This is a genomic window from Dietzia cinnamea NBRC 102147 (genome assembly GCF_001571065.1).
Taxonomy (GTDB): Bacteria; Actinomycetota; Actinomycetes; order Mycobacteriales; family Mycobacteriaceae; genus Dietzia; species Dietzia cinnamea.
Map to the genome: position 1 here is coordinate 54,854 of NZ_BCSW01000010.1, position 18,406 is coordinate 73,259.

Here is an 18,406-nt window from a genome sequence, read left to right on the forward strand (position 1 = left end):
GCGCGGACCCGGCCCGAGGGGCTGACGGTCAGGGCCGCTGGCGGTTCATCCGCTCCACCACCAGCCGCGTCGTGGCCGCCAGCTGGAACGGCCGGATGACCGGCTCGATCCGGCTGGCCAGCCGCTCCTTCTTGAGCCGGGCGATCACGCTGCGGACCAGCTCCGGCAGCGGGTTGCCGAGGTGGTCGACCAGTGGGTAGATCCGCACCTCCGGCGCGATCCGCGCCATCTCGACGATCGCGTCGACGTGGTCGGACAGATCCATCCGGTCGGCGTACGTGAACAACAGGTGCGAGCACAGCACGAGGTCGGACGAGTCGCTGGCCAACGGCAGCGACGGCAGCGCACCGGCGATGTACCGCTCGGGCGAGGCCTCCAGGTCCGTGAGCATGCGGTCCGCCGCCGTGCGCCGGATCGCCTCGTGTCCCACGACGCCGCCGCGGACGTCCCAGTCGAAGTCCACCTCGCGCGCCTGCTTCTGCGCCACCGAGCGGTCGACGTCCGCGAGGATCCGGCCGCGGAGGTCGTCCGCACCCCGGGCGTACTGGGGGTCCACCGCGATCGCGTCCCCGCCGGCCGCGCAGATCTCCGCCACCGCGCTGGCCGCGCCGCCCGGGCAGTCCACGATCCGGCCCTCCAGGTCAGCCCCGTTCAAACCGAACATGTCCGTGTACTCGGCCAACGATCGCGCGCTCACGAGGACATCGGTGTCCTCCAGCGCGTGGAACGTGGTGTCGGGACTTACGGTCACCTGGAAACTCTCCTGAAGTGAGCCGGCGCGGATCTGATTTCCGCCGCCGTGGGGTCATGAGCATGGACCCGGGTTCCGGCGCGGACCGCCGCTGATACCGACCGCGGCCCGCCCTTCTCCGGTGGGCCCGCGCGTCGTCCGTGCTACGCCATGACGGCGTGGGCGACGCGGGACCTCTCCGGTACGCGTCGCCAGCACATCAGCACATCTTTCGGCACGGACTCACCGTAACAGCGGCGTACGACAGTGGCCACCGTGAAGTTCACGGTGATCAGAATCGACTCCTGAGGTGCACCACCGGCCGAACATGACACACGCTAGGGTTTTGTCCAGTTCACGGTCCTCGCGGACCACCTACCGTCTCGACCCCCGGGGAGCACTTGTGAGATCACCGACCAGCCGCCGCAGGAGAACGCCCGGACTGTCCGCCGCCGCGGGTGCGCTCGCCCTGGGCGTCGCGATGGCGCTGGCCCCCGCCGTCTCGCCCGCCGCCCCGGAGGCCGCCGCGCAGGGCTCGTCCAACACGCCCGACCGCAGCGCGTTCTACACGCCGCCGGCCGACCTGCCCGCCGAGCCGGGCACGGTCATCCGCACCGAGCCCATGACCATCACGCCCAGCTTCCCCGATCTGGCGAACGGCGGCGCACTGCCCGCCGACGCGCAGCGGATCATGTACCGCTCCACCGGTGCGGCGGGCGGGCCGATCGCCGTCACCGGCACGTATCTCCAGCCCAAGGCCCCGTGGACCGGGCCGGGCCCGCGGCCGCTCGCCGTGGTCACGCCCGGTACCCAGGGCCAGGGCGACCAGTGCGCGCCGTCCAAGTCCATGGAGGTCGGGCTCGGCGTGCAGACCGCACCGCTGTCGGCGGCCGCCGGCTACGCGGTGATCGACGCCCTGACGATGGTCCAAGAGGGCTTCGCCGTGGTCGTCACCGACTACGAGGGCCTCGGCACTCCCGGCCACCACCCGTACGTCAACCGCGACTCGCAGGGCCGCTCCGCGTTGGACGCCGCACGCGCCGCGCTGCGCCTCCCGGGCACGGATCTCGCTCCCGACTCCAAGACCGTGATCAGCGGCTACTCCCAGGGCGGTGGCGCCGCCGCGGCGGCCGGTGAGATGCAGCCGACCTACGCGCCGGACGTCACCCTCGTGGGCATCGCCGCGGGCGCACCGCCGTCGGACATGATCGGCACGCTCGAGCGCGTTGACGGCGGCCTGCTCACGGGCGCCGTGGGCTACGCGATCAACGGGATCCTGCAAGTCCACCCCGAGCTGCGAGAGGCGTTCGACCGCCAGCTCAACGACGAGGGCCGTCGGATGCTCGAGGTGACCGCCGGGCAGTGCGTCGCCGAGACCGGCTTCGCCTACGGCCTGCGCCGGACCACCGAGTTCACCCGGGACGGCCGCTCCCTCGCCGACGCGGCCCGGTCCGAGCCGGAGATCATGCGTGTCCTCGAGGGCTACAACCTGGGCGACGAGGCGCCGGCGGTCCCGTCGCTCGTGCTGATCGGGCGGAACGACGACGTGGTCCCGCACGACACCGCCGTCGACCTCGTCCGGGACTGGTGCGCACAGGGCACCACCGTCGAGCTGCGGACCGCCGAGGCGCCCGCCCTGGCCCCAGGCCTGGTGATCGACCACGCGATCCCGATGCTGTCCGAGCGCGCGACCAACGCCCGCTACCTCATGGACCGGGTGCACGACCATCCCGCACCGAACTCCTGCGGGACCGTCTGACCGACCGCGCGCCGCGGCGGTCTCAGGGCAGATTGTGGTGGTACGCCTGCTGCTGCGTCAGCCGCGAGATCCGCCAGCCGGCGTCCGCGCGGACGAACTCGAGGACGTACCAGAGCCCGTAGAAGAACACCTGCTGGTCCTTCTCCTCCACGGGCCGCAGCGCCATGGGGTTGAAGCACATGCACCGGCCCGTCGCCGAGTCCCCGTCCAGACTCACCTCGAGGTTGGCCATGAGGTGCTGCGTGGCCGTGAAGACCGGCAGCATCTCGGCCAGCCACGCGCGGATCGCCGGGTAGGCGTCGTCGGGCCCACCGGAGGCCTCGTAGCTCACCCGCGCGTCCGGCGTGAAGACCCGGTCCAGGCCCTCGAAGTCGCGGGCGTCGATGCAGGTTGCGTACCTGGTCACGAGGTCCTGCAGGTCCCAGCGGTCGGATAACTCGACCAGTGTTCGGCTCATGATCCCTACGCTAACGTGGCCGTATGCAGTACGAGGAGGAAAGGCGCGCCCGCGAGGCTATCGAGCAGCTGAAGTACCGCTACTGGCGGGCATGCGACGCCAAGGACCCCGACGGCTTCCGCTCGTGCTTCGTGGCGACCGGCGGAGTACTCGACTTCGGCCCCCTCGGCCGGACCGACCCCGACACCATGGTCGGCATCTTCCGGCAGATCGCCCTGGCCACCGCCGCCGACGGCGGGCCCCGCATCCTCGACATGCACCACGGCTTCATGCCCTCCATCACCATCGAATCCGGCGGACCGAGCAGCCCGCCGAACCGCGCCACCGGCACGTGGACCCTGCAGTTCCGTCAGATCGACCGGGACAAGGGCACGGAGACCCTCTCCACCGGCGAGTACTCGGACGTTTACGTCCTGGAGGGTGACGGCGAGGACGAGCGCTGGGTCATGGCCGAGTGCCTGTTCACGCCCGGCTGGTCCATCACCCGCACCCTCGACGAGGCCACCGTGACCTACCCGGAGGTCAGCGTCGTCCCGGGTGCGGCCACCGAGGGAGCCGACTCGTGAGCGCCCGGGTCGCACTGGTGACAGGTGGCAGCCGTGGGGTCGGCCGCGGGGTGGCCACCGCGCTCGCCGACGCGGGGTGGGATGTCTACGTCACCGGACGGTCCGCCGAGCGACTGCAGAGCACGGTCGACGCAGCCGACGGCGCCCCGGGCCGGATCCGTCCACTCGAGTGCGAGCACTCCCGGGACGAGGAGATCCTCGCCGTCGTCGCCCGGATCGCCGACGAGACCGGCCGCCTGGACCTCCTGGTCAACAACGTGTGGACCAACCCCAAGGGCTTCATGGGGTTCAACGGCCGGTTCTGGGAGCGGCCCGCCACCGACTGGGACGCGCTCATGGGTGTCGGCCTGCGCGCGCACTACGTCGCGAGCTGCGAGGCCGCCAAGGTCATGGTGCCGCAGGGGTCGGGGCTGATGGTCAACATCTCGTCGTTCGGCTCGCGCGCGCCGTTCCACACCGTCCTGTACGGCATGAGCAAGACCGCCCTGGACAAGATGGCCTCCGACATGGCGCACGAGCTCGCTGGCACCGGTGTGTCGACCCTGTCCCTGTGGCTGGGCCTCATCCGCACCGAGGTGCTGCTGTCCACCGGCATGGAGGACTTCAACGGCTTCCCGCTGGCCCGCGCGGAGGACCCCGCGTTCGTCGGTCGCGTCATCGCCGCCCTCGCCGACGACCCGGACCTCGGACGGATGAGCGGCTCGACCGTCATCACGGCCGAGTACGGTCGCGAGAAGGGCATCCGGAACGACGACGGCGAGGTTCCGCTGTCGCACCGGGGTGCCTTCGGCGGGGGCCCGCTCTTCCCGCCTGTCACGGACGAGCAGTTGGGGATCGAGACAGTGGACGAGGTGGCCGCGGCGGGCGGACACAACGGATTCACCAAGGAGGGTTGAATGACATCCCCCGAGTTCGGGGAGCTCGACGACCCGCTCGAGCGACTGGAGCGGAACGAGCGTCAGGGCAACCAGGCGTTCCGGTTCGTGCTGCTGTCGGTACTGGCGATCGTGGCGCTGGTCGTCGCGATCGTGCTGATACGCGGCGGCGTCGGGGACGAGTGCGCTGACGAGGGTGCCCTGTGCCTGACCTCCGACCGCGTCGAGGTGGTCATCATCCCGCTGCTGCTCTCGATCGCGCTGGCCATCACGTCCGCAGTGAAGACGTACCGGCGGTGGCAGGCGCGGATTCGCTGGCGGCCGTGGCTGTACGCGACCTACGCGATGTGGATGGTCACCACCGCGTACCTGCTCATCTCGTCCTCGGCGGTGTTCGTCCAGCGGGGCTGAGGGCGGCACCGAAAACACGCGATTCGTCTGGTAGTAATCTCAGTAGATGAGTGTCCGAAAGCCCAGCCAATTGAGCGATTCACTTCGGGACCGAATTGATGTAAGCGACTGGAGCATTTCCGCACGGGAGACCCTCGGCAGCGATGCTGGGGAATGGCTCGTGGATCCCTCGGGCAGACGGTGGCTGCACAAGAGGGTTCGTACGCACGCTACCCATGTAGACGGCGAAGACTGGGCAGAGGTCGCGACCACAGCTGTCGCGGATCGGCTTACGGTTCCCGCAGCCCGCACACGACTTAGCTCCCGCAGGGGCGTCAACGGGTCAATTTCATTGCAGGTCAACAACCCAGAAACTCACGACTTTATCGAGGGGACTCTTTTGCTCCTCGATGTTCTCAACATAGACGTACAGAAATCACGCAAGTCGGGCGGCTCGACGTTCGTTCGAACCGGGCACTCACTCGAGAACATCAAAGCAGCCTTGAACGGTGTTCGGCCGCCCAGCACCTTCGTAGGCCCAGCTGACTTCTCGGCCTTCGACGTGTTTGCCGGGTACATATGCCTCGACGCACTGGTCGCCAACAGAGACCGGCACGAGCAAAACTGGGCGGTCCTCGAGCCGCGCTTGACTGGAGGAGACTTAGAACTTGCGCCGTCTTTCGACCACGGAAGCGCTTTGGGCTACAACCTAACGTCCGAGCAGCGCCAGCGTCTCCTTGCTGACACTGACCGCCTGATGCGATGGGTGGAGAGGGGCACAGCGTACCGCCTAGAGCACCGGAAACCGCCTGGACCTCTCACCCTCTTAGAGGCAGCAGTCACGGCGTTGAGACTAGCGACCCCGGCTGCCAGAACCCACTGGTCAGAAGCCGTGGCTAGCTTCGACGTCGCCGATTTCTCGCAGCAGCTTCCTCCCGCGATACCCCAGGCTGACGGGGCTGCCTGCCCGCAAGTGTCAGACCTCGTACCTACCATGATCACCAGACTGCTAGAGATCAACCAGAGGAGGTTCTGCGATGCCATCGCCAACCTGTGAGCGCACTGTCGTCCGCGGAAACAAGGTTACTGGTCGGGACCTCCTCGTACTCTGGCAGCACCCAGTGACGCGCGCAATCAAAGTCGTTGGACGCCTCCAATTCGATGGACGGACGTACACCTTTGGATATACCAACAGCGCCGAGGAGTCATTCGATAACGGATTCCGCGGCCTGCCAGGGCTCCGCGCACGGGGCCGGATTTATAGGTCCGAGAGTCTTTTCAAGGTGTTCTCGCAGCGGACTCTTGATCCTGCGCGATCGGACTTTACTCGCCACTTGGAACAGCTCGGTCTCGACGAGGCTTCGACACCGCTTGAGCAAATCGTGCACTCAGGTGGGAGAAGAGCCGCCGACACGATTCAACTCCTCGAGGTTCCGCGAGCATTGAACGGCGCAATTGAGTCAACGTTCTTGGCGCACGGAGTTCGTCACATCCCCACGCGCCCTCTCAATTTTGAAGATGGCTCGCGCAGTGTCTCTGGCATAGAGCACGAGAGAGCGCTTAGGAACATTCAAGGAGGGGATAGACTCGGTCATCGCATTGAGTCGGGAAACAAGAGCAATCCTCAGGCGACCATCTTGACTTCATCCGATGATGTACCGCTCGGATATGTCCCCGATGTGCTCGTAAGAGGTGTTCGATCAGTAATCGACCGGGGCGAGAGCATTGAGTTCCGCGCTCTCAGAGTAAACGGACCAGACGCACCGCCCCACCTTAGACTCCTTGTGCGCATGATTGCCCATTCCGACCAACGCGACGTGTTCGATGAGGCGGATTGGAACTTCGCCGCTGGTAGTAGCGAGGATTCCGATGAGCGATAGTCACACGCACCAAATACTCGAAGGCGATATAGACGCACCGACCTTCGAGGCATATATATCCGCTGGGCGCATCGCGGTCGACACAGAGACGAGCGGACTCTCGTGGGCTGCCGACCGACTGAATCTCATACAACTGTCGGCACAGTCAGTCGGCGGCTCGCTTGTCCGACTTTCTGCCGGCGCAGCGCCCCTACTAAAGGACCTGCTCGAATCTCGAGATGTAGTCAAAATTTTCCACTTCGCGCCTTTCGATCTTCGATTTATAACCCAACTAGGAGTGGCGCAAGCCCAAAACATCCGGTGCACCAAGACGGCCTCTAAGCTGTTAGACCCGCAATTAGATCCAAAGCAACATAGCCTGAGAGCGTTGCTTCTCAGGAAGCTTGGGGTCGAAATCACAAAAGGCGAGGCCCGAACGAGTGACTGGTCGGCTAGGTCACTCAGCGATTCGCAGATTCGATACGCTCTGGACGACGTAGCGCACTTAGAGCGCCTCCACTCGAAGTTGGAGAAAGAGCTGGAAGAGCGTTCGCTGATCGAGCTCTACCGTCAGATCTGCGATTACATCCCCATAGACGCGCTGCTTGAGACGTCGGGTGTACCGAATCCCCTTAGCTACTGAGTGTCAGCCTAACTTCACAGTCGCCAGCTAGTGGTCCGCATTTGAAGTCTTCTTACGGTTGGCTTTCTTGAGGACTTCGTCGGCGGTTTTCGTCCAGACGAAGGGGTGGGATCGGTGGTTCCAGCCGTCGATGAAGGCGCGGATCTTCGCGTTGAGGTCCTTGACGGATGTAAAGATCCCACGGCGGATGGCCTGGCGTTCGACGATGCCGAACCACACCTCGACCAGGTTCATCCACGACGCGTGGGTGGGTGTGAAGTGGACCTTGAACCGGGGATTTTCGGCCAGCCAGGCCTTGACGTTTGCGTGCTTGTGGGCGGCGTAGTTGTCCATCACCAGGTGCAGCTCAACTGGCTGACCGTCGGCATCGACGACATGACGGTACGCCCGCTCGATCTGCTTCAAAAACGCCAGGAACTCCTGGTTCCGGTGACGCGGTTTGAGTGCGGCGGTGACCTGACCGGTGGCGATGTCCAGCGCCGCGAACAGGGTGCTGGTGCCGTGCCGGACGTAGTCGTGGCTGCGCCGCTCGATCAGGCCGGGCTGCATCGGCAAGATCGGCTGAGTACGATCCAGTGCCTGGATCTGGGACTTCTCATCCACGCACAACACGATCGCGTTCTCCGGCGGCGCCAGGTACAGGCCGCAGATGTCGGTGACTTTGCCGACCAGCTCAGGATCGGTGGAGAACCGGAACGACTCCGAGCGCCACGGCTTGATCCCGTAGGCACGCCACGCCGTGACCACCGTCGAGGCCGAGACCTTCAACCGGGACGCCAGCAGCCGCGACGACCAGTGGGTCACGCCCAGAGACTTCGGCGGCGGCATCAAGGTCGCCGTCACGATCTCCGCGTGATCGATCGTGCGCGGCCGACCAGAACGCTTCTCATCAGCCAGGCCCCCGATGCCCTTGTCCTCGTACCTGGACCGCCAGAGGTTCACCTTCGGCCGCGACGCCCCGGCCAACTCGGCGATCTCCGCATTACGCCGGCCCTCCGAAGCCAGCAGCACGATGCGAGCTCGCTGCACCATGCCTGCCGACATCGACTGCGAGCGCGTCATTCTCTCAAGCTTCTCGCGATCGCCGGGACGCAACATCAATGCCGGGGCAGGTCGATTCGCCATGCCCCATGATTTCACAAACCCAACTGTAAAACTACTTCACACGCACGACACTAGCCGCTGGAGAGCGTCCCATCGGTCACCGCCGACTTCGCATTCGAGGTCAGGGCACGATGTTGACCATCTTGCCCGGCACCACGATGACCTTCTTGGGCGCGGCCCCGCCCAGGTTCTCCTGCACCTTGGCATCGGCCAGGGCGGCGGCCTCGACGTCGACCGGCGAGGCGTCGGCGGGCACGGTGATGCGCGAGCGCACCTTGCCCTTGATCTGGACCGGGTACTCGACCGAGTCCTCGACCAGGTACGACTCGTCGAAGGTCGGGAAGGGGCCGTGGGCCAGCGACCCGGTGTGACCGAGCCGGGCCCACAGCTCCTCGGCGAGGTGCGGGGCGACGGGCGCGACCATGAGCACGAGCGGTTCCACGACCGAGCGGGGCGCACCCGGCCCCTCGGTGGGGTACGCCTTGGTCAGGGTGTTGACGTACTCGATGAGCTTGGCGATCGCGGTGTTGTCGCGCAGGCCGGCGTAGTCGTCGCGGACCCCGGCGATGGTGCGGTGCAGCGCCTTGAGCACGTCCTCGCCGGGTGCGCTGTCGGTCGAATCCGTGTCGGTCACGCGGACCTCACCGGTGGACTCGTCGATCACCACGCGCCACAGCCGCTGCAGGAAGCGGTGCGCGCCCACGACGTCCTTGGTGGCCCAGGGGCGCGAGGTGTCGAGCGGGCCCATGGACATCTCGTACACGCGCAGCGTGTCGGCACCGTAGGAGTCGCAGATCTCGTCGGGGGAGACGGAGTTCTTGAGCGACTTGCCCATCTTCCCGTATTCCTGGAACACCTCGATCTCGGTGGCGTCCGCGCCGGCGGAGGCGTCGGTCCAGTAGTACTTCCCGTCGCGCTCGGTCACCTCGGCCGCGGGCACGTAGACGCCGCGGGAGTCGGTGTAGGCGAAGGCCTGGATGTACCCCTGGTTGAACAGGCGCCGGTAGGGCTCCTCGCTGGTGACGTGGCCGAGGTCGAACAGGACCTTGTGCCAGAACCGCGAGTACAGCAGGTGCAGCACGGCGTGCTCGACGCCGCCCACGTAGAGGTCCACGCCGCCCGGGTCGCCGGCGCCGTGGATCTCGGGGCGCGGGCCGGTCCAGTAGCGCTCGTTCTCGATCGCGCAGAGCTGCTCGGAGTTGGTGGGGTCGATGTAGCGCAGCTGGTACCAACTGGAGCCGGCCCAGTTGGGCATGACGTTGGCGTCGCGGGTGTAGGTCTTGAGCCCGTCACCGAGGTCCAGCTCGACGGTCATCCACTCGGTCGCCTTGGCCAGTGGCGGGGACGGCACCGAGTCGGCGTCGTCGGGGTCGAACGAGACGGGCTTGTAGTCCTCGACCTCGGGCAGCTCGACGGGCAGCATCTCCTCGGGCAGCGCGTGGGGCACGCCGTCGGAGTCGTAGACCACGGGGAACGGCTCGCCCCAGTAGCGCTGCCGGGCGAACAGCCAGTCGCGGAGCTTGTACTGGACGGTGCCCTCGCCGGTGCCCTCCCCCTCGAGCCAGGCGATGGTGGCGGCCTTGGCCTCGTCCACGCCCAGGCCGTCGAGGGACAGCCCCTCGTCGTTGGTGGAGTTCACGGCCACGCCGTCGCCGGCGTAGGCCTCGGCCTGCACGTCGAGCTCGCGCCCGTCGGCGGGCGCCACGACCTGCCGGATGGGCAGCCCGAACGCCAGGGCAAACTCGTGGTCGCGCGCGTCGTGGCCGGGCACGGCCATGATGGCGCCGGTGCCGTAGCCCATGAGGACGTAGTCGGCGACGAACACCGGGACCTGCTCGCCGTTGACCGGGTTGACGGCGTAGGCGCCGGTGAAGACGCCGGTCTTGTCCTTGTTCTCCTGGCGCTCGAGCTCGGACTTCATGGACGCGGCGCGCCGGTAGGCGAACACGGCCTCGGCGGGCGAGGAGTGTCCGCCGGTCCAGCGCGGGTCGAGGGCGCCGGGGGTCGACTCGCCGGGGGCCGCGCCGGGCGCGCCGGCCGGGACCTCGGGCCAGAACGGCCCGGCGAGCTCGTCGACCAGCGGGTGCTCGGGCGACAGGACCATGTAGGTGGCGCCGAACAGGGTGTCGGGGCGGGTGGTGAACACCTCGATGGACTGGTCGGCCACGGCGAACCGGACGCGGGCGCCCTGCGAGCGACCGATCCAGTTGCGCTGCATGGACTTGACCTTGTCGGTCCAGTCGAGCCGGTCGAGGTCGTCGACGAGCCGGTCGGCGTAGGCGGTGATCCGCATCATCCACTGGCTCAGGTTCTTGCGGAAGACGGGGAAGTTGCCGCGCTCGGAGCGGCCCTCGGCGGTGACCTCCTCGTTGGCCAGGACTGTGCCCAGGCCGGGGCACCAGTTGACCGTGGAGTCCGAGAGGTAGACGAGCCGGTGCGCGTCGAGGACCTTCTCCTGCTCGGCGCGGGTCAGCTCGCCCCAGGTGCGGCCGGCGAGGTCGGCGGCGAGATCGGCGGGCAGTCCGGCGGCCAGCGGGCGGGCGCCGGAGGCGAACTGCTCGACGAGCTCGGCGATGGGCCGGGCGCGGCCGGTGCGGGTGGGGTGGTCGCCGCCGTCGGTCGTCCGGGCGGGGGCGTCGGGGTCGTACCAGGAGCCGTGGATCTGCAGGAAGATCCACTGGGTCCAGCGGTAGAAGTCGGTGTCGGTGGTGGCGAAGACGCGGCGGCGGTCGTGGCCCAGGCCGAGGCGGCCGAGCTGGCGCTCCATGTTGGCGATGTTGGACTCGGTGGTCACGCGCGGGTGCTGTCCGGTCTGGACGGCGTACTGCTCGGCGGGCAGGCCGAACGCGTCGTAGCCGAGGGTGTGCAGCACGTTGGTGCCGAGCATCCGGTTGTAGCGGGCGAACACGTCGGTCGCGATGTAGCCCAGCGGGTGGCCGACGTGCAGCCCGGCGCCGGACGGGTAGGGGAACATGTCCTGGACGAAGAGCTTGTCCGCGGGCAGCTCGCCGTCGGGCGCGGCCAGCGGACCAACGGGGTTGGGGGCCTCGAACGTGCCGCGCTCGGACCATTCGCGCTGCCAGCGGGACTCGATCTCGCCGGCGAGCGCCGCGCCGTAGCGGTGGGCGGGCCCTCCCTCGGGCTGGGTCCCGCTCCCGGACGCCGCCGCGGTCTCGGGCTGCGCGCCGGTGGCGCTCTGGTCGCTGCTGCTCACGTCGTCTGCTCTCCCTGGTCTCGCCGGTGCCCGCACGCAGGCCGTGTCCAGCCTAAACCCTGGCCGGGGCGGGGCCGCGTCAGCGTCGGACCCGCGCGGCCGGACGCGTGGCGGCGTCCGGCCGCGTGCCGGGTGGCGTGGATCAGGTGGTGGCCGCCCCGGATCGGGTCGGGTGCCGCGCCGGATCAGGTCAGGCGCGGTCCGCGCGCCCACGGGCGAGGACCGCGTCGACGCTGTAGCGGCCGGGGCCGACCAGCACGAAGACGGCGGCGGCGAGTCCGACCACGGCGATGAGCTCCCGGCCGTTGTCGGAGACGTGGACGCCGGAGCCGAGGTGGACGGTGAAGAACGCGCCGATCATGACGACGACGACGAGGACGGCGACCAGGGGGGTGAGCAGTCCCAGGATGAGCAGGATGCCTCCCACGAGCTCGATCACGCCGACGACGGCGGTGGCGGCCGTGGCCCCGGGGGCGCCGACTCATTACGTGTCGTGTCAACTATGCCGCTATAGTGGGGCTATGGCAGATCAGGCTCGGAATCACCAGGTGCGATGGCTGGACAACGAGGAGAAGGCCCTGTGGCGGGACTACCTCGCCGTCCAGGGCCGCCTCCACCTGGAGATCCAGCGAGACCTCAAGGCCTCGTCCGACCTGACCGAACCCGAGTTCGAAGTGCTCGTCTACCTGAGCGAGGCGGACGGCCCGCAGCGCATGACCGCCCTCGCCGACGTCCTCATGTGGGAGCGCAGCCGCCTCTCCCACCAGGTGAGCCGGATGATCAAGCGCGGCCTCGTGCAGCGGACCACCTGCCCCGAGGACGGCCGGGGCGCGTTCGTCTCCGCTACCGGCGAGGGGATGCGGGCCATCGAGCAGGCCGCCCCGGACCACGTCGCCACCGTGCGTCGGGAATTCCTCGACCGCCTCGGCGAAGACGACAAGCGGGAGCTCGCCCGGCTGCTCGCCAAGGTGCGGGGCGCCGACGGGGCTGAGGCGACTCGGCGATCCGCCGGCGCGGGCGTACCCTCAGGGGCGTGAACGCAGTGTCCGTGGTGGTCATGGTGCTCCTCGCGGGGCTCGCCCTCGTCATCGCCGGGACCGGCGTCGCCGCCCTGGTCGGCATGCTCCCCGGCAACGGGGTCCTGGGCGTCCGCACGCCGGAGACCCGCCGCTCCCCCGAGGCGTGGGAACTCGCCAACCGGGCCGCCGGTCCCGCGTTCCTCGGCTCCGGTCTCGTGCTCCTGCTCGGTGCGCTCGCCCTGGGACTGATCGGCGGATGGGTGGGCGGCCTCGTCGTCGTCGTCTCCGTCGTCGGTTCCCTCGCCCTGCTCAGCGTCGCCGGCCTCGCCGGGGCACGCGCGGCGGCGATCTGGGCCGCCGCCGAGGACGGTGACCAGGCCGGATGTGGCTGCGGCCCCGACGGTTGCGGCGGTCACTCCGGCACGAACGCCGCCGACACCGGCTGCGCGGACGGCTCCGCCGACTCCCCCGCCGGCGCCTGCTCCCCCACCGACGCGGGGCCCGGCGCCCCCGGCGACCCCGCCGCCGACTGCGGCGTCACCGGCGGATGCGGCTCGTGCGCCCTCCAGGGCATGTGCGAGACGGAGAGCGCCACCCGCTGAGCGGACCGGTGGCCCGGCCCCACGGTCGCCCCTACGGTGTGGGACACATCAGTCGCCACCGTGGAAGGAGACCGACATGGCCGCCACAGACACGACCCGGGACGTCACCGAGATCCTCACCGCCGATCACCGCGAGATGATCGAGCTCCTCGACCAGATCGAGGCCACCACCGACCCCGCCGAGCGTCGCGCCCTCGCCGACGCCGTCACCGCCGAGGTCATGCGCCACTCCGTGGCCGAGGAGATGTTCGTCTACCCCGTCATGGAACGCGAGATCCCCGGCGGCAAGGACGAGGTCGAGCACGACAAGGAAGAGCACGACGAGATCGTCGTGGTGATGAAGAAGCTCGAGAACGTCGACGCGCAGGAGGCCGAGTTCATGGGCCTCGTCCGCGAGCTCAAGGGCCTGCTCGACCACCACGCCGACGACGAGGAGTCCGACCAGTTCCCCAAGCTGCGCGAGCACCTCTCGAGGGACACGCTGCTCGACCTGGGACGCAAGGTCGAGGCCGCCAAGCAGATCGCCCCCACGCGGCCGCACCCCAGCGCCCCCCACTCCGAGCTGTTCCACAAGACGATCGGCGCGGGCGTCGGGATGGTCGACCGGCTGCGTGACGCGCTGAGCGGGCGGATGAAGAACACCTGACGCCCGCGCCGCCGGCGCGGGCAGCGAGGGGCGGCGCGGGGCGGCAGGCGGCGCGGGGCAGCGAGGGGCGTTTTGGACGCAACCATGTCGGCCTGGCGGCCGTTTCGCCTACATGGTTACGTCCATTCCCTGCCTGGCTGCGTCCACGTCCGCGGAGGTCTGTCCCTACGGCGCCGGCGAGGGTGATCGGCGGTCTACGCCCGGCCGGGTCACCGGAGGGACGTCACCACGATCGCGGCCAACCCGCAGGCGGCGATGACGATCACCAGGGCCACCAGCCCGATGTTGTGGCGGGCCTGCGTCTGCTCGACCTCGCCCGCGCGGACGAACCGGTCCACCCGCTGCTCGTGCCGACGCTGCACCCGCAGAAGGGCCAGCAGCGGGACCACCACGAGCGCCGAGAACGCGGCCGCCCATGCCCACGACAGTTCCCCCACCAGTTTGGCGACGAGGATGATGTTCACCGCCACCACGGCCCAGGTGCGGGCCCACGACAGGCTGGTGCGCTCGGATTGGAGCCCGGCGTCCGGCGGCACCGCCTCGGGCTCCACGCCGATCCGGCGCGGGCGCGGCGAGGTCACCCGAAGGTCCCGCTCAGGATCGCCACCATGAGCACCACCGCACCCGCCGCGATGCCCAGGACCAGCAGGATCGACGCCTGTGGCATGGGCAGCGGCCGCTGGTGCCGCATGGCCACCTCGATCCGGATCCAGCGCCGGAAAGCCACGATCGCCAGCAGCCCGGCCAGCACCAACAGGATGCACGCGAGCGGGGTGCGGATGATCTCCGGGATCTCGTCACCCGCGAACGCCTCCAGCGCCACCGCCCCTGCCGTCAGCCCGAGGCTCGTGCGGATCCACGCCAGGAACGTGCGCTCGTTGGCGAGCGTGAAGCGAGGATCCGGTTCCTCGCCGTCCCGCAGCGCCCTGGGCCGCCACCCCTGCTCCGTCATCCGGCGTGCTCCGTCATGACCCGAGCCTATCGGGCGCCTCGCGCGGCGCGAGTGATGCAATAGGGGGATGGGCCTTCTGCGTCGTCTCCGGGTCGAGCCGTTCATCCTGGCGATCCTCGCCGCGGTGGTCGTCGCCGCGTTCCTGCCCGCCACCGGCGGCGCGGCCGACGCCCTCGACTGGGTGACGACCATCGGCATCGCCGTGCTGTTCTTCCTCTACGGCGCGCGACTCGAGCCCCGCGAACTGCTGGTCGGCCTCACGCATTGGCGGCTGCACTCGGTGGTTCTCGTGGCGACGTTCCTGCTGTTCCCCCTGCTCGGCCTCCTCGGGCAGTGGATCCTGACGCCCGTACTCGGCCCGGCGCTCGCAGCGGGGTTCCTGTTCCTCACGCTGGTCCCGTCGACCGTGCAGTCCTCCATCACGTTCGTGGCGATCGCGCGCGGGCACGTCAGCGCCGCCGTGGTGTCGGCGTCCGTGTCCAACCTCTTGGGCGTATTCGTCACTCCCCTGCTGGTGTTCGCCCTCATGACCACGGACGGGTCGGTGATCATCACGTGGGACTCGGTGGGGTCGATCGCGCTGCAGCTGCTGCTACCGTTCGTGGTGGGTCAGCTGCTGCGGCGGTGGGTTCTGCCGGTCATCCGCAGGATCACGCGGATCGCCCTGTTCGACAAGACCGTCATCGTGCTGGTGGTCTACGCGGCGTTCTCCGACGGGGTGGCCGACGGTATCTGGTCGACCATCGGCGCCGCCGAGCTCGCGTGGCTGCTCGTCGCGTGCTGCGTCCTGCTCGCGGTGGTGCTGGGCCTGACCGAGCTCGCCTCCCGCGCTCTGGGCTTCGAGGACCGCGACAAGCGCGTCGTGCAGTTCTGCGGTTCCAAGAAGTCGCTGGCCACCGGACTGCCGATGGCCGCCGTGCTGTTCGTCGGGCAGCCGATCGGCCTCATGGTGCTGCCGCTCATGCTCTTCCACCAGATCCAGTTGATCGTGTGTGCGTGGCTGGCCGGTCGCTACGGGCGAGCGACCGAGGCGACGCCCGCCTGAGCCGCGCTGCCCATTCAGTCTGTCAGGCCCTTCTGCCGGCTTCACGCCAGCGGGAGACTGCTGTACATTCGTACGCGTACTTTTGTACGGCAACGATGGGAGATCTCGTGACAGCCTCCGGACGCACCCGCGACCCCGAAAAACGCATCCGCGACATCGGGCGCGCGGCCGCCGACCTCATCGCCGAGAACGGCGTGGAGGCGCTCACGCACCGCGCGGTGGCGGCCCGGGCCGGCGTGGCCGTGGGCACCACCACCCGCTACTTCGCGGCCATCGACGACCTGCGCCGCCACGCTCTGGAGTACCTCGCCGACCGGGTCGACCGCGACCTCGCCGAGCTCGCCGAGGGGCTGGCCGTCACCGACGACCCCATCGCCTACCTCGCCGCCGCCGCCCACGCCGACCTCTCCGATCATCAGACGGTGCTGGCGGAGTGCTCGCTCGAGTACGCGGGCCTGTTCGAGGAGGACTTCCGTGATCTCGCCCTGCGCTGGTACACCGGCCTGACCGAGCTCCTCGCCCCCTATTTCGGGCGCGCCCGCTCCGAGATGCTGGCCATGTGCCTGGACGGGGTCTACATCAACACCGCACTCACCGTCACCCCGCCCGATGCCGTCCGCCTCGAGGCGACGATCCGTGCCCTGACCACCATGCCCGACATCACCGACGCACCCGACGAGGACCCCTCCGCATGAGCGGCACCTCCGCCCCTACGCGCGACGCGATGCACGCCGACCCGCATATCGTGGGTTCCTACGACCCGTCGCGTCGCTGGCTCGGCCTGGCCACGCTGGCCTTCTCCCTGCTGGCCATCACCACGGACATGACCATCCTCAACGTGGCGATCCCCGCGATGTCGGCCGACCTGCAACCCACCGCCTCGGAACAGCTGTGGATCATCGACGCCTACTCGCTGGTCATGGCGGGTCTGCTCATCTCCATGTCCTCCATCGGCGACCGCTGGGGCCGCAAGCGGATGCTCATGACCGGGTACGTGCTCATCGCGCTCGCCTCGGCCCTGGTACTGCTCGCCGAGTCCCCCGGGTACGTCATCGCGCTGCGCGTTCTCCTGGGCGTCGGCGCGGCCATGGTCATGCCGTCCACGCTGTCGCTGCTGCGAGTGACCTTCACCGACACCCGTGAACGCGCCACCGCGTTAGCCGTGTGGGCTGCCGTCGCCGGCATCGGCGCCGCCGTGGGCCCGCTGCTCGGCGGGTTCCTGTTGGAGACATTCCACTGGCAGGCGGCGTTCCTGGTGAGCGTGCCGATGATGGTCATCGCCTTTGTCAGCGCAGTCGTCACCGTCCCGGAATCCCGCGTCCCCGAGCCCGGACCCTGGGACCCGTTCGCCGCGGCGCTGACCCTCATCGGGATGTCGACCACTATCTGGGCCGTCAAGAAGTTCAGTGAGGAGGCGTCGATGACCTACGTGCCGGCGTGGATCGCCCTCGCCGTGGGCCTGGGGGCGCTGTCCTGGTTCGTCCGGCGCTGCCTGCGCTCGGACTCGCCACTGCTGGACGTGACGATGTTCCGCCACCGCATCTTCTCGGCCGGCGTCCTGGCTGCCCTCGTCGCGAGTTTCTCCATGTCCGCCGGCCTGTTGCTGCTGGCCCAGTGGTTGCAGCTGGTCAACGGCGCGAGTGCGTTCGAGTCCGGCCTGCAGCTCATGCCGCTGGCGCTGGCCGCCGCCGTCACCTCGCTGCTGGCGCCGGTGGCCTCGGAGCGGATCGGCATGCGCTCCACGATCTTCCTCGCCCTGTTCGTCACCGGCGCCGGCATGGTCTTCCTCGGCCTCCGCGGCGAGGACCTGGACCTGACCTCGGTGTCCATCGCCCTGGCCCTGATCGGGGCCGGGATCGGAGCGCTCGCGCTGGCCTCCTCCATGATCATGGGCGGTGTCCCGCGGTCGAAGGCCGGAAACGCCGCCGCCATGGAGGACACGGCGTATGAGTTCGGCGCCGTCCTGGGCATCGCTCTCCTGGGCTCTCTGGCCTCGTTCCTCTACCGTCGGGAGCTCGGCACCCCGGCCGAGGCACTGGTCCTGGGCCAGGAGGCGACGGAGGCTGCCCGCGACTCGCTGGGCGGGGCCGTGGCCGTGGCCGAGGCCGCTCGACTGCCGGACCTTGCGGTCCGCGCGGGCGAGGCCTTCACCTCCGGACTGGGGGTGACGGGACTGATCGGCGGGGCGATCCTGCTGACGTTCGCGTTCGTGGTGTTCGCCCTGACCCCGAAGGGCACCATGCTCGCGGATCTGGAGCACTGACAGACCAGCTGCGCCCGGCGGAGACGAACTCCACTAAACGATCGTGATCTCGAGCGCGTGCCGGGGGGGTCACAGTGGGCGACCCGGTGCCGGACAAAGCTCGTCCGGCCGATCGGTCCGCTGATGAAGTCGCGGTGGGCGTGGAGTGCGTCGGGTTGCAAGTTCTCCGGGTCGCCGTGCGTGGACAGTAGCCAGTCGCGGAAGTGCTCGCGGTGCTCGGACAGTCCGTAGCCCAGCAGCCCGAAGACGTGGGTGCGGTACCCGGCCTCGGTGCGACCGGGC

The 18,406-nt window shown here is 68.8% G+C and carries 18 protein-coding genes and 1 pseudogene; 12 read left to right on the top strand and 7 right to left on the bottom strand.

Going from position 1 to position 18,406, the window contains the following annotated elements; all coding sequences use genetic code 11:
* Positions 1–28: 28 nt before the first annotated feature.
* A complete protein-coding gene (locus tag DCI01S_RS05935) occupies positions 29–751 on the bottom strand; it encodes a hypothetical protein (RefSeq protein ID WP_007631588.1) in 723 nt (240 codons plus the stop codon).
* A 382-nt stretch (positions 752–1,133) separates the two neighbouring features.
* On the opposite strand from DCI01S_RS05935, the gene DCI01S_RS05940 reads away from it, so the two are divergent.
* On the top strand, positions 1,134–2,489 hold the full coding sequence (locus DCI01S_RS05940) for a lipase family protein (RefSeq protein ID WP_244881661.1): 1,356 nt from the start codon (positions 1,134–1,136) through the stop codon (positions 2,487–2,489).
* Positions 2,490–2,511: 22 nt separating this feature from the next.
* Here DCI01S_RS05940 and DCI01S_RS05945 read toward each other — a convergent pair whose 3' ends face one another.
* On the bottom strand, positions 2,512–2,946 hold the full coding sequence (locus DCI01S_RS05945; protein WP_007631585.1) for a nuclear transport factor 2 family protein: 435 nt from the start codon (positions 2,944–2,946) through the stop codon (positions 2,512–2,514).
* Between the two features lie 23 nt (positions 2,947–2,969).
* Between DCI01S_RS05945 and DCI01S_RS05950 the strand changes: the two genes are divergently transcribed.
* The 5 genes from DCI01S_RS05950 (at position 2,970) to DCI01S_RS16730 (ending at position 7,279) form a co-directional block, all read left to right on the top strand.
* Positions 2,970–3,512, top strand: coding sequence for a nuclear transport factor 2 family protein (locus DCI01S_RS05950; RefSeq protein WP_007631584.1), 543 nt, complete (start codon positions 2,970–2,972; stop codon positions 3,510–3,512).
* Positions 3,509–4,408 (top strand): SDR family NAD(P)-dependent oxidoreductase, encoded by a 900-nt coding sequence (locus tag DCI01S_RS05955; RefSeq protein WP_061228371.1) that lies wholly within the window; start codon positions 3,509–3,511, stop codon positions 4,406–4,408. The genes DCI01S_RS05950 and DCI01S_RS05955 overlap by 4 nt, the downstream gene beginning before the upstream one ends.
* A complete protein-coding gene (locus DCI01S_RS05960) occupies positions 4,409–4,798 on the top strand; it encodes a hypothetical protein (protein WP_061228372.1) in 390 nt (129 codons plus the stop codon).
* A gap of 331 nt (positions 4,799–5,129) precedes the next feature.
* Positions 5,130–5,834, top strand: coding sequence for a HipA domain-containing protein (locus DCI01S_RS17160; protein WP_131885644.1), 705 nt, complete (start codon positions 5,130–5,132; stop codon positions 5,832–5,834).
* Between the two features lie 812 nt (positions 5,835–6,646).
* Positions 6,647–7,279, top strand: a complete 633-nt coding sequence (locus tag DCI01S_RS16730; protein WP_007631577.1) for a ribonuclease D — start codon at positions 6,647–6,649, stop codon at positions 7,277–7,279.
* A 27-nt stretch (positions 7,280–7,306) separates the two neighbouring features.
* Here DCI01S_RS16730 and DCI01S_RS05970 read toward each other — a convergent pair whose 3' ends face one another.
* From DCI01S_RS05970 to DCI01S_RS05980, 3 genes and pseudogenes are all read right to left on the bottom strand, one after another.
* Positions 7,307–8,404: an IS630 family transposase gene (locus DCI01S_RS05970; protein WP_081470573.1), complete on the bottom strand. Its 1,098-nt coding sequence runs from the start codon at positions 8,402–8,404 to the stop codon at positions 7,307–7,309.
* Between the two features lie 100 nt (positions 8,405–8,504).
* Positions 8,505–11,597, bottom strand: a complete 3,093-nt coding sequence (locus DCI01S_RS05975; RefSeq protein ID WP_061228373.1) for a leucine--tRNA ligase — start codon at positions 11,595–11,597, stop codon at positions 8,505–8,507.
* A 190-nt stretch (positions 11,598–11,787) separates the two neighbouring features.
* Positions 11,788–12,063: pseudogene (locus DCI01S_RS05980) on the bottom strand (DoxX family membrane protein); the annotation flags it as partial.
* 55 nt (positions 12,064–12,118) lie between these two features.
* Here DCI01S_RS05980 and DCI01S_RS05985 point away from each other — a divergent pair.
* The 3 genes from DCI01S_RS05985 to DCI01S_RS05995 all read left to right on the top strand — a co-directional run bounded on the left by DCI01S_RS05985 (position 12,119) and on the right by DCI01S_RS05995 (position 13,864).
* The gene (locus DCI01S_RS05985; RefSeq protein ID WP_061228375.1) at positions 12,119–12,634 is read left to right on the top strand and encodes a MarR family winged helix-turn-helix transcriptional regulator; all 516 of its coding nucleotides are present in this window, start codon (positions 12,119–12,121) and stop codon (positions 12,632–12,634) included.
* On the top strand, positions 12,631–13,218 hold the full coding sequence (locus tag DCI01S_RS05990) for an SdpI family protein (protein ID WP_061228376.1): 588 nt from the start codon (positions 12,631–12,633) through the stop codon (positions 13,216–13,218). The genes DCI01S_RS05985 and DCI01S_RS05990 overlap by 4 nt, the downstream gene beginning before the upstream one ends.
* Before the next feature lie 76 nt (positions 13,219–13,294).
* Positions 13,295–13,864: a hemerythrin domain-containing protein gene (locus DCI01S_RS05995; RefSeq protein ID WP_061228377.1), complete on the top strand. Its 570-nt coding sequence runs from the start codon at positions 13,295–13,297 to the stop codon at positions 13,862–13,864.
* Positions 13,865–14,073: 209 nt separating this feature from the next.
* Here the strand turns inward: DCI01S_RS05995 and DCI01S_RS06000 are convergent, their stop codons facing one another.
* Positions 14,074–14,445: a DUF202 domain-containing protein gene (locus tag DCI01S_RS06000; protein WP_061228378.1), complete on the bottom strand. Its 372-nt coding sequence runs from the start codon at positions 14,443–14,445 to the stop codon at positions 14,074–14,076.
* Positions 14,442–14,816 carry a YidH family protein gene (locus DCI01S_RS06005; protein ID WP_061228379.1) on the bottom strand — a complete coding sequence of 125 codons (375 nt, stop codon included), beginning with the start codon at positions 14,814–14,816 and terminating at the stop codon, positions 14,442–14,444. Before DCI01S_RS06005 ends, DCI01S_RS06000 begins: the two co-directional genes overlap by 4 nt.
* A gap of 67 nt (positions 14,817–14,883) precedes the next feature.
* Between DCI01S_RS06005 and DCI01S_RS06010 the strand changes: the two genes are divergently transcribed.
* The 3 genes from DCI01S_RS06010 (at position 14,884) to DCI01S_RS06020 (ending at position 18,124) form a co-directional block, all read left to right on the top strand.
* On the top strand, positions 14,884–15,861 hold the full coding sequence (locus DCI01S_RS06010) for a bile acid:sodium symporter family protein (protein ID WP_061228380.1): 978 nt from the start codon (positions 14,884–14,886) through the stop codon (positions 15,859–15,861).
* Between the two features lie 107 nt (positions 15,862–15,968).
* A complete protein-coding gene (locus DCI01S_RS06015) occupies positions 15,969–16,556 on the top strand; it encodes a TetR/AcrR family transcriptional regulator (protein WP_061228381.1) in 588 nt (195 codons plus the stop codon).
* Positions 16,553–18,124, top strand: a complete 1,572-nt coding sequence (locus tag DCI01S_RS06020) for an MFS transporter (protein ID WP_082767663.1) — start codon at positions 16,553–16,555, stop codon at positions 18,122–18,124. The genes DCI01S_RS06015 and DCI01S_RS06020 overlap by 4 nt, the downstream gene beginning before the upstream one ends.
* Positions 18,125–18,406: the final 282 nt, after the last annotated feature.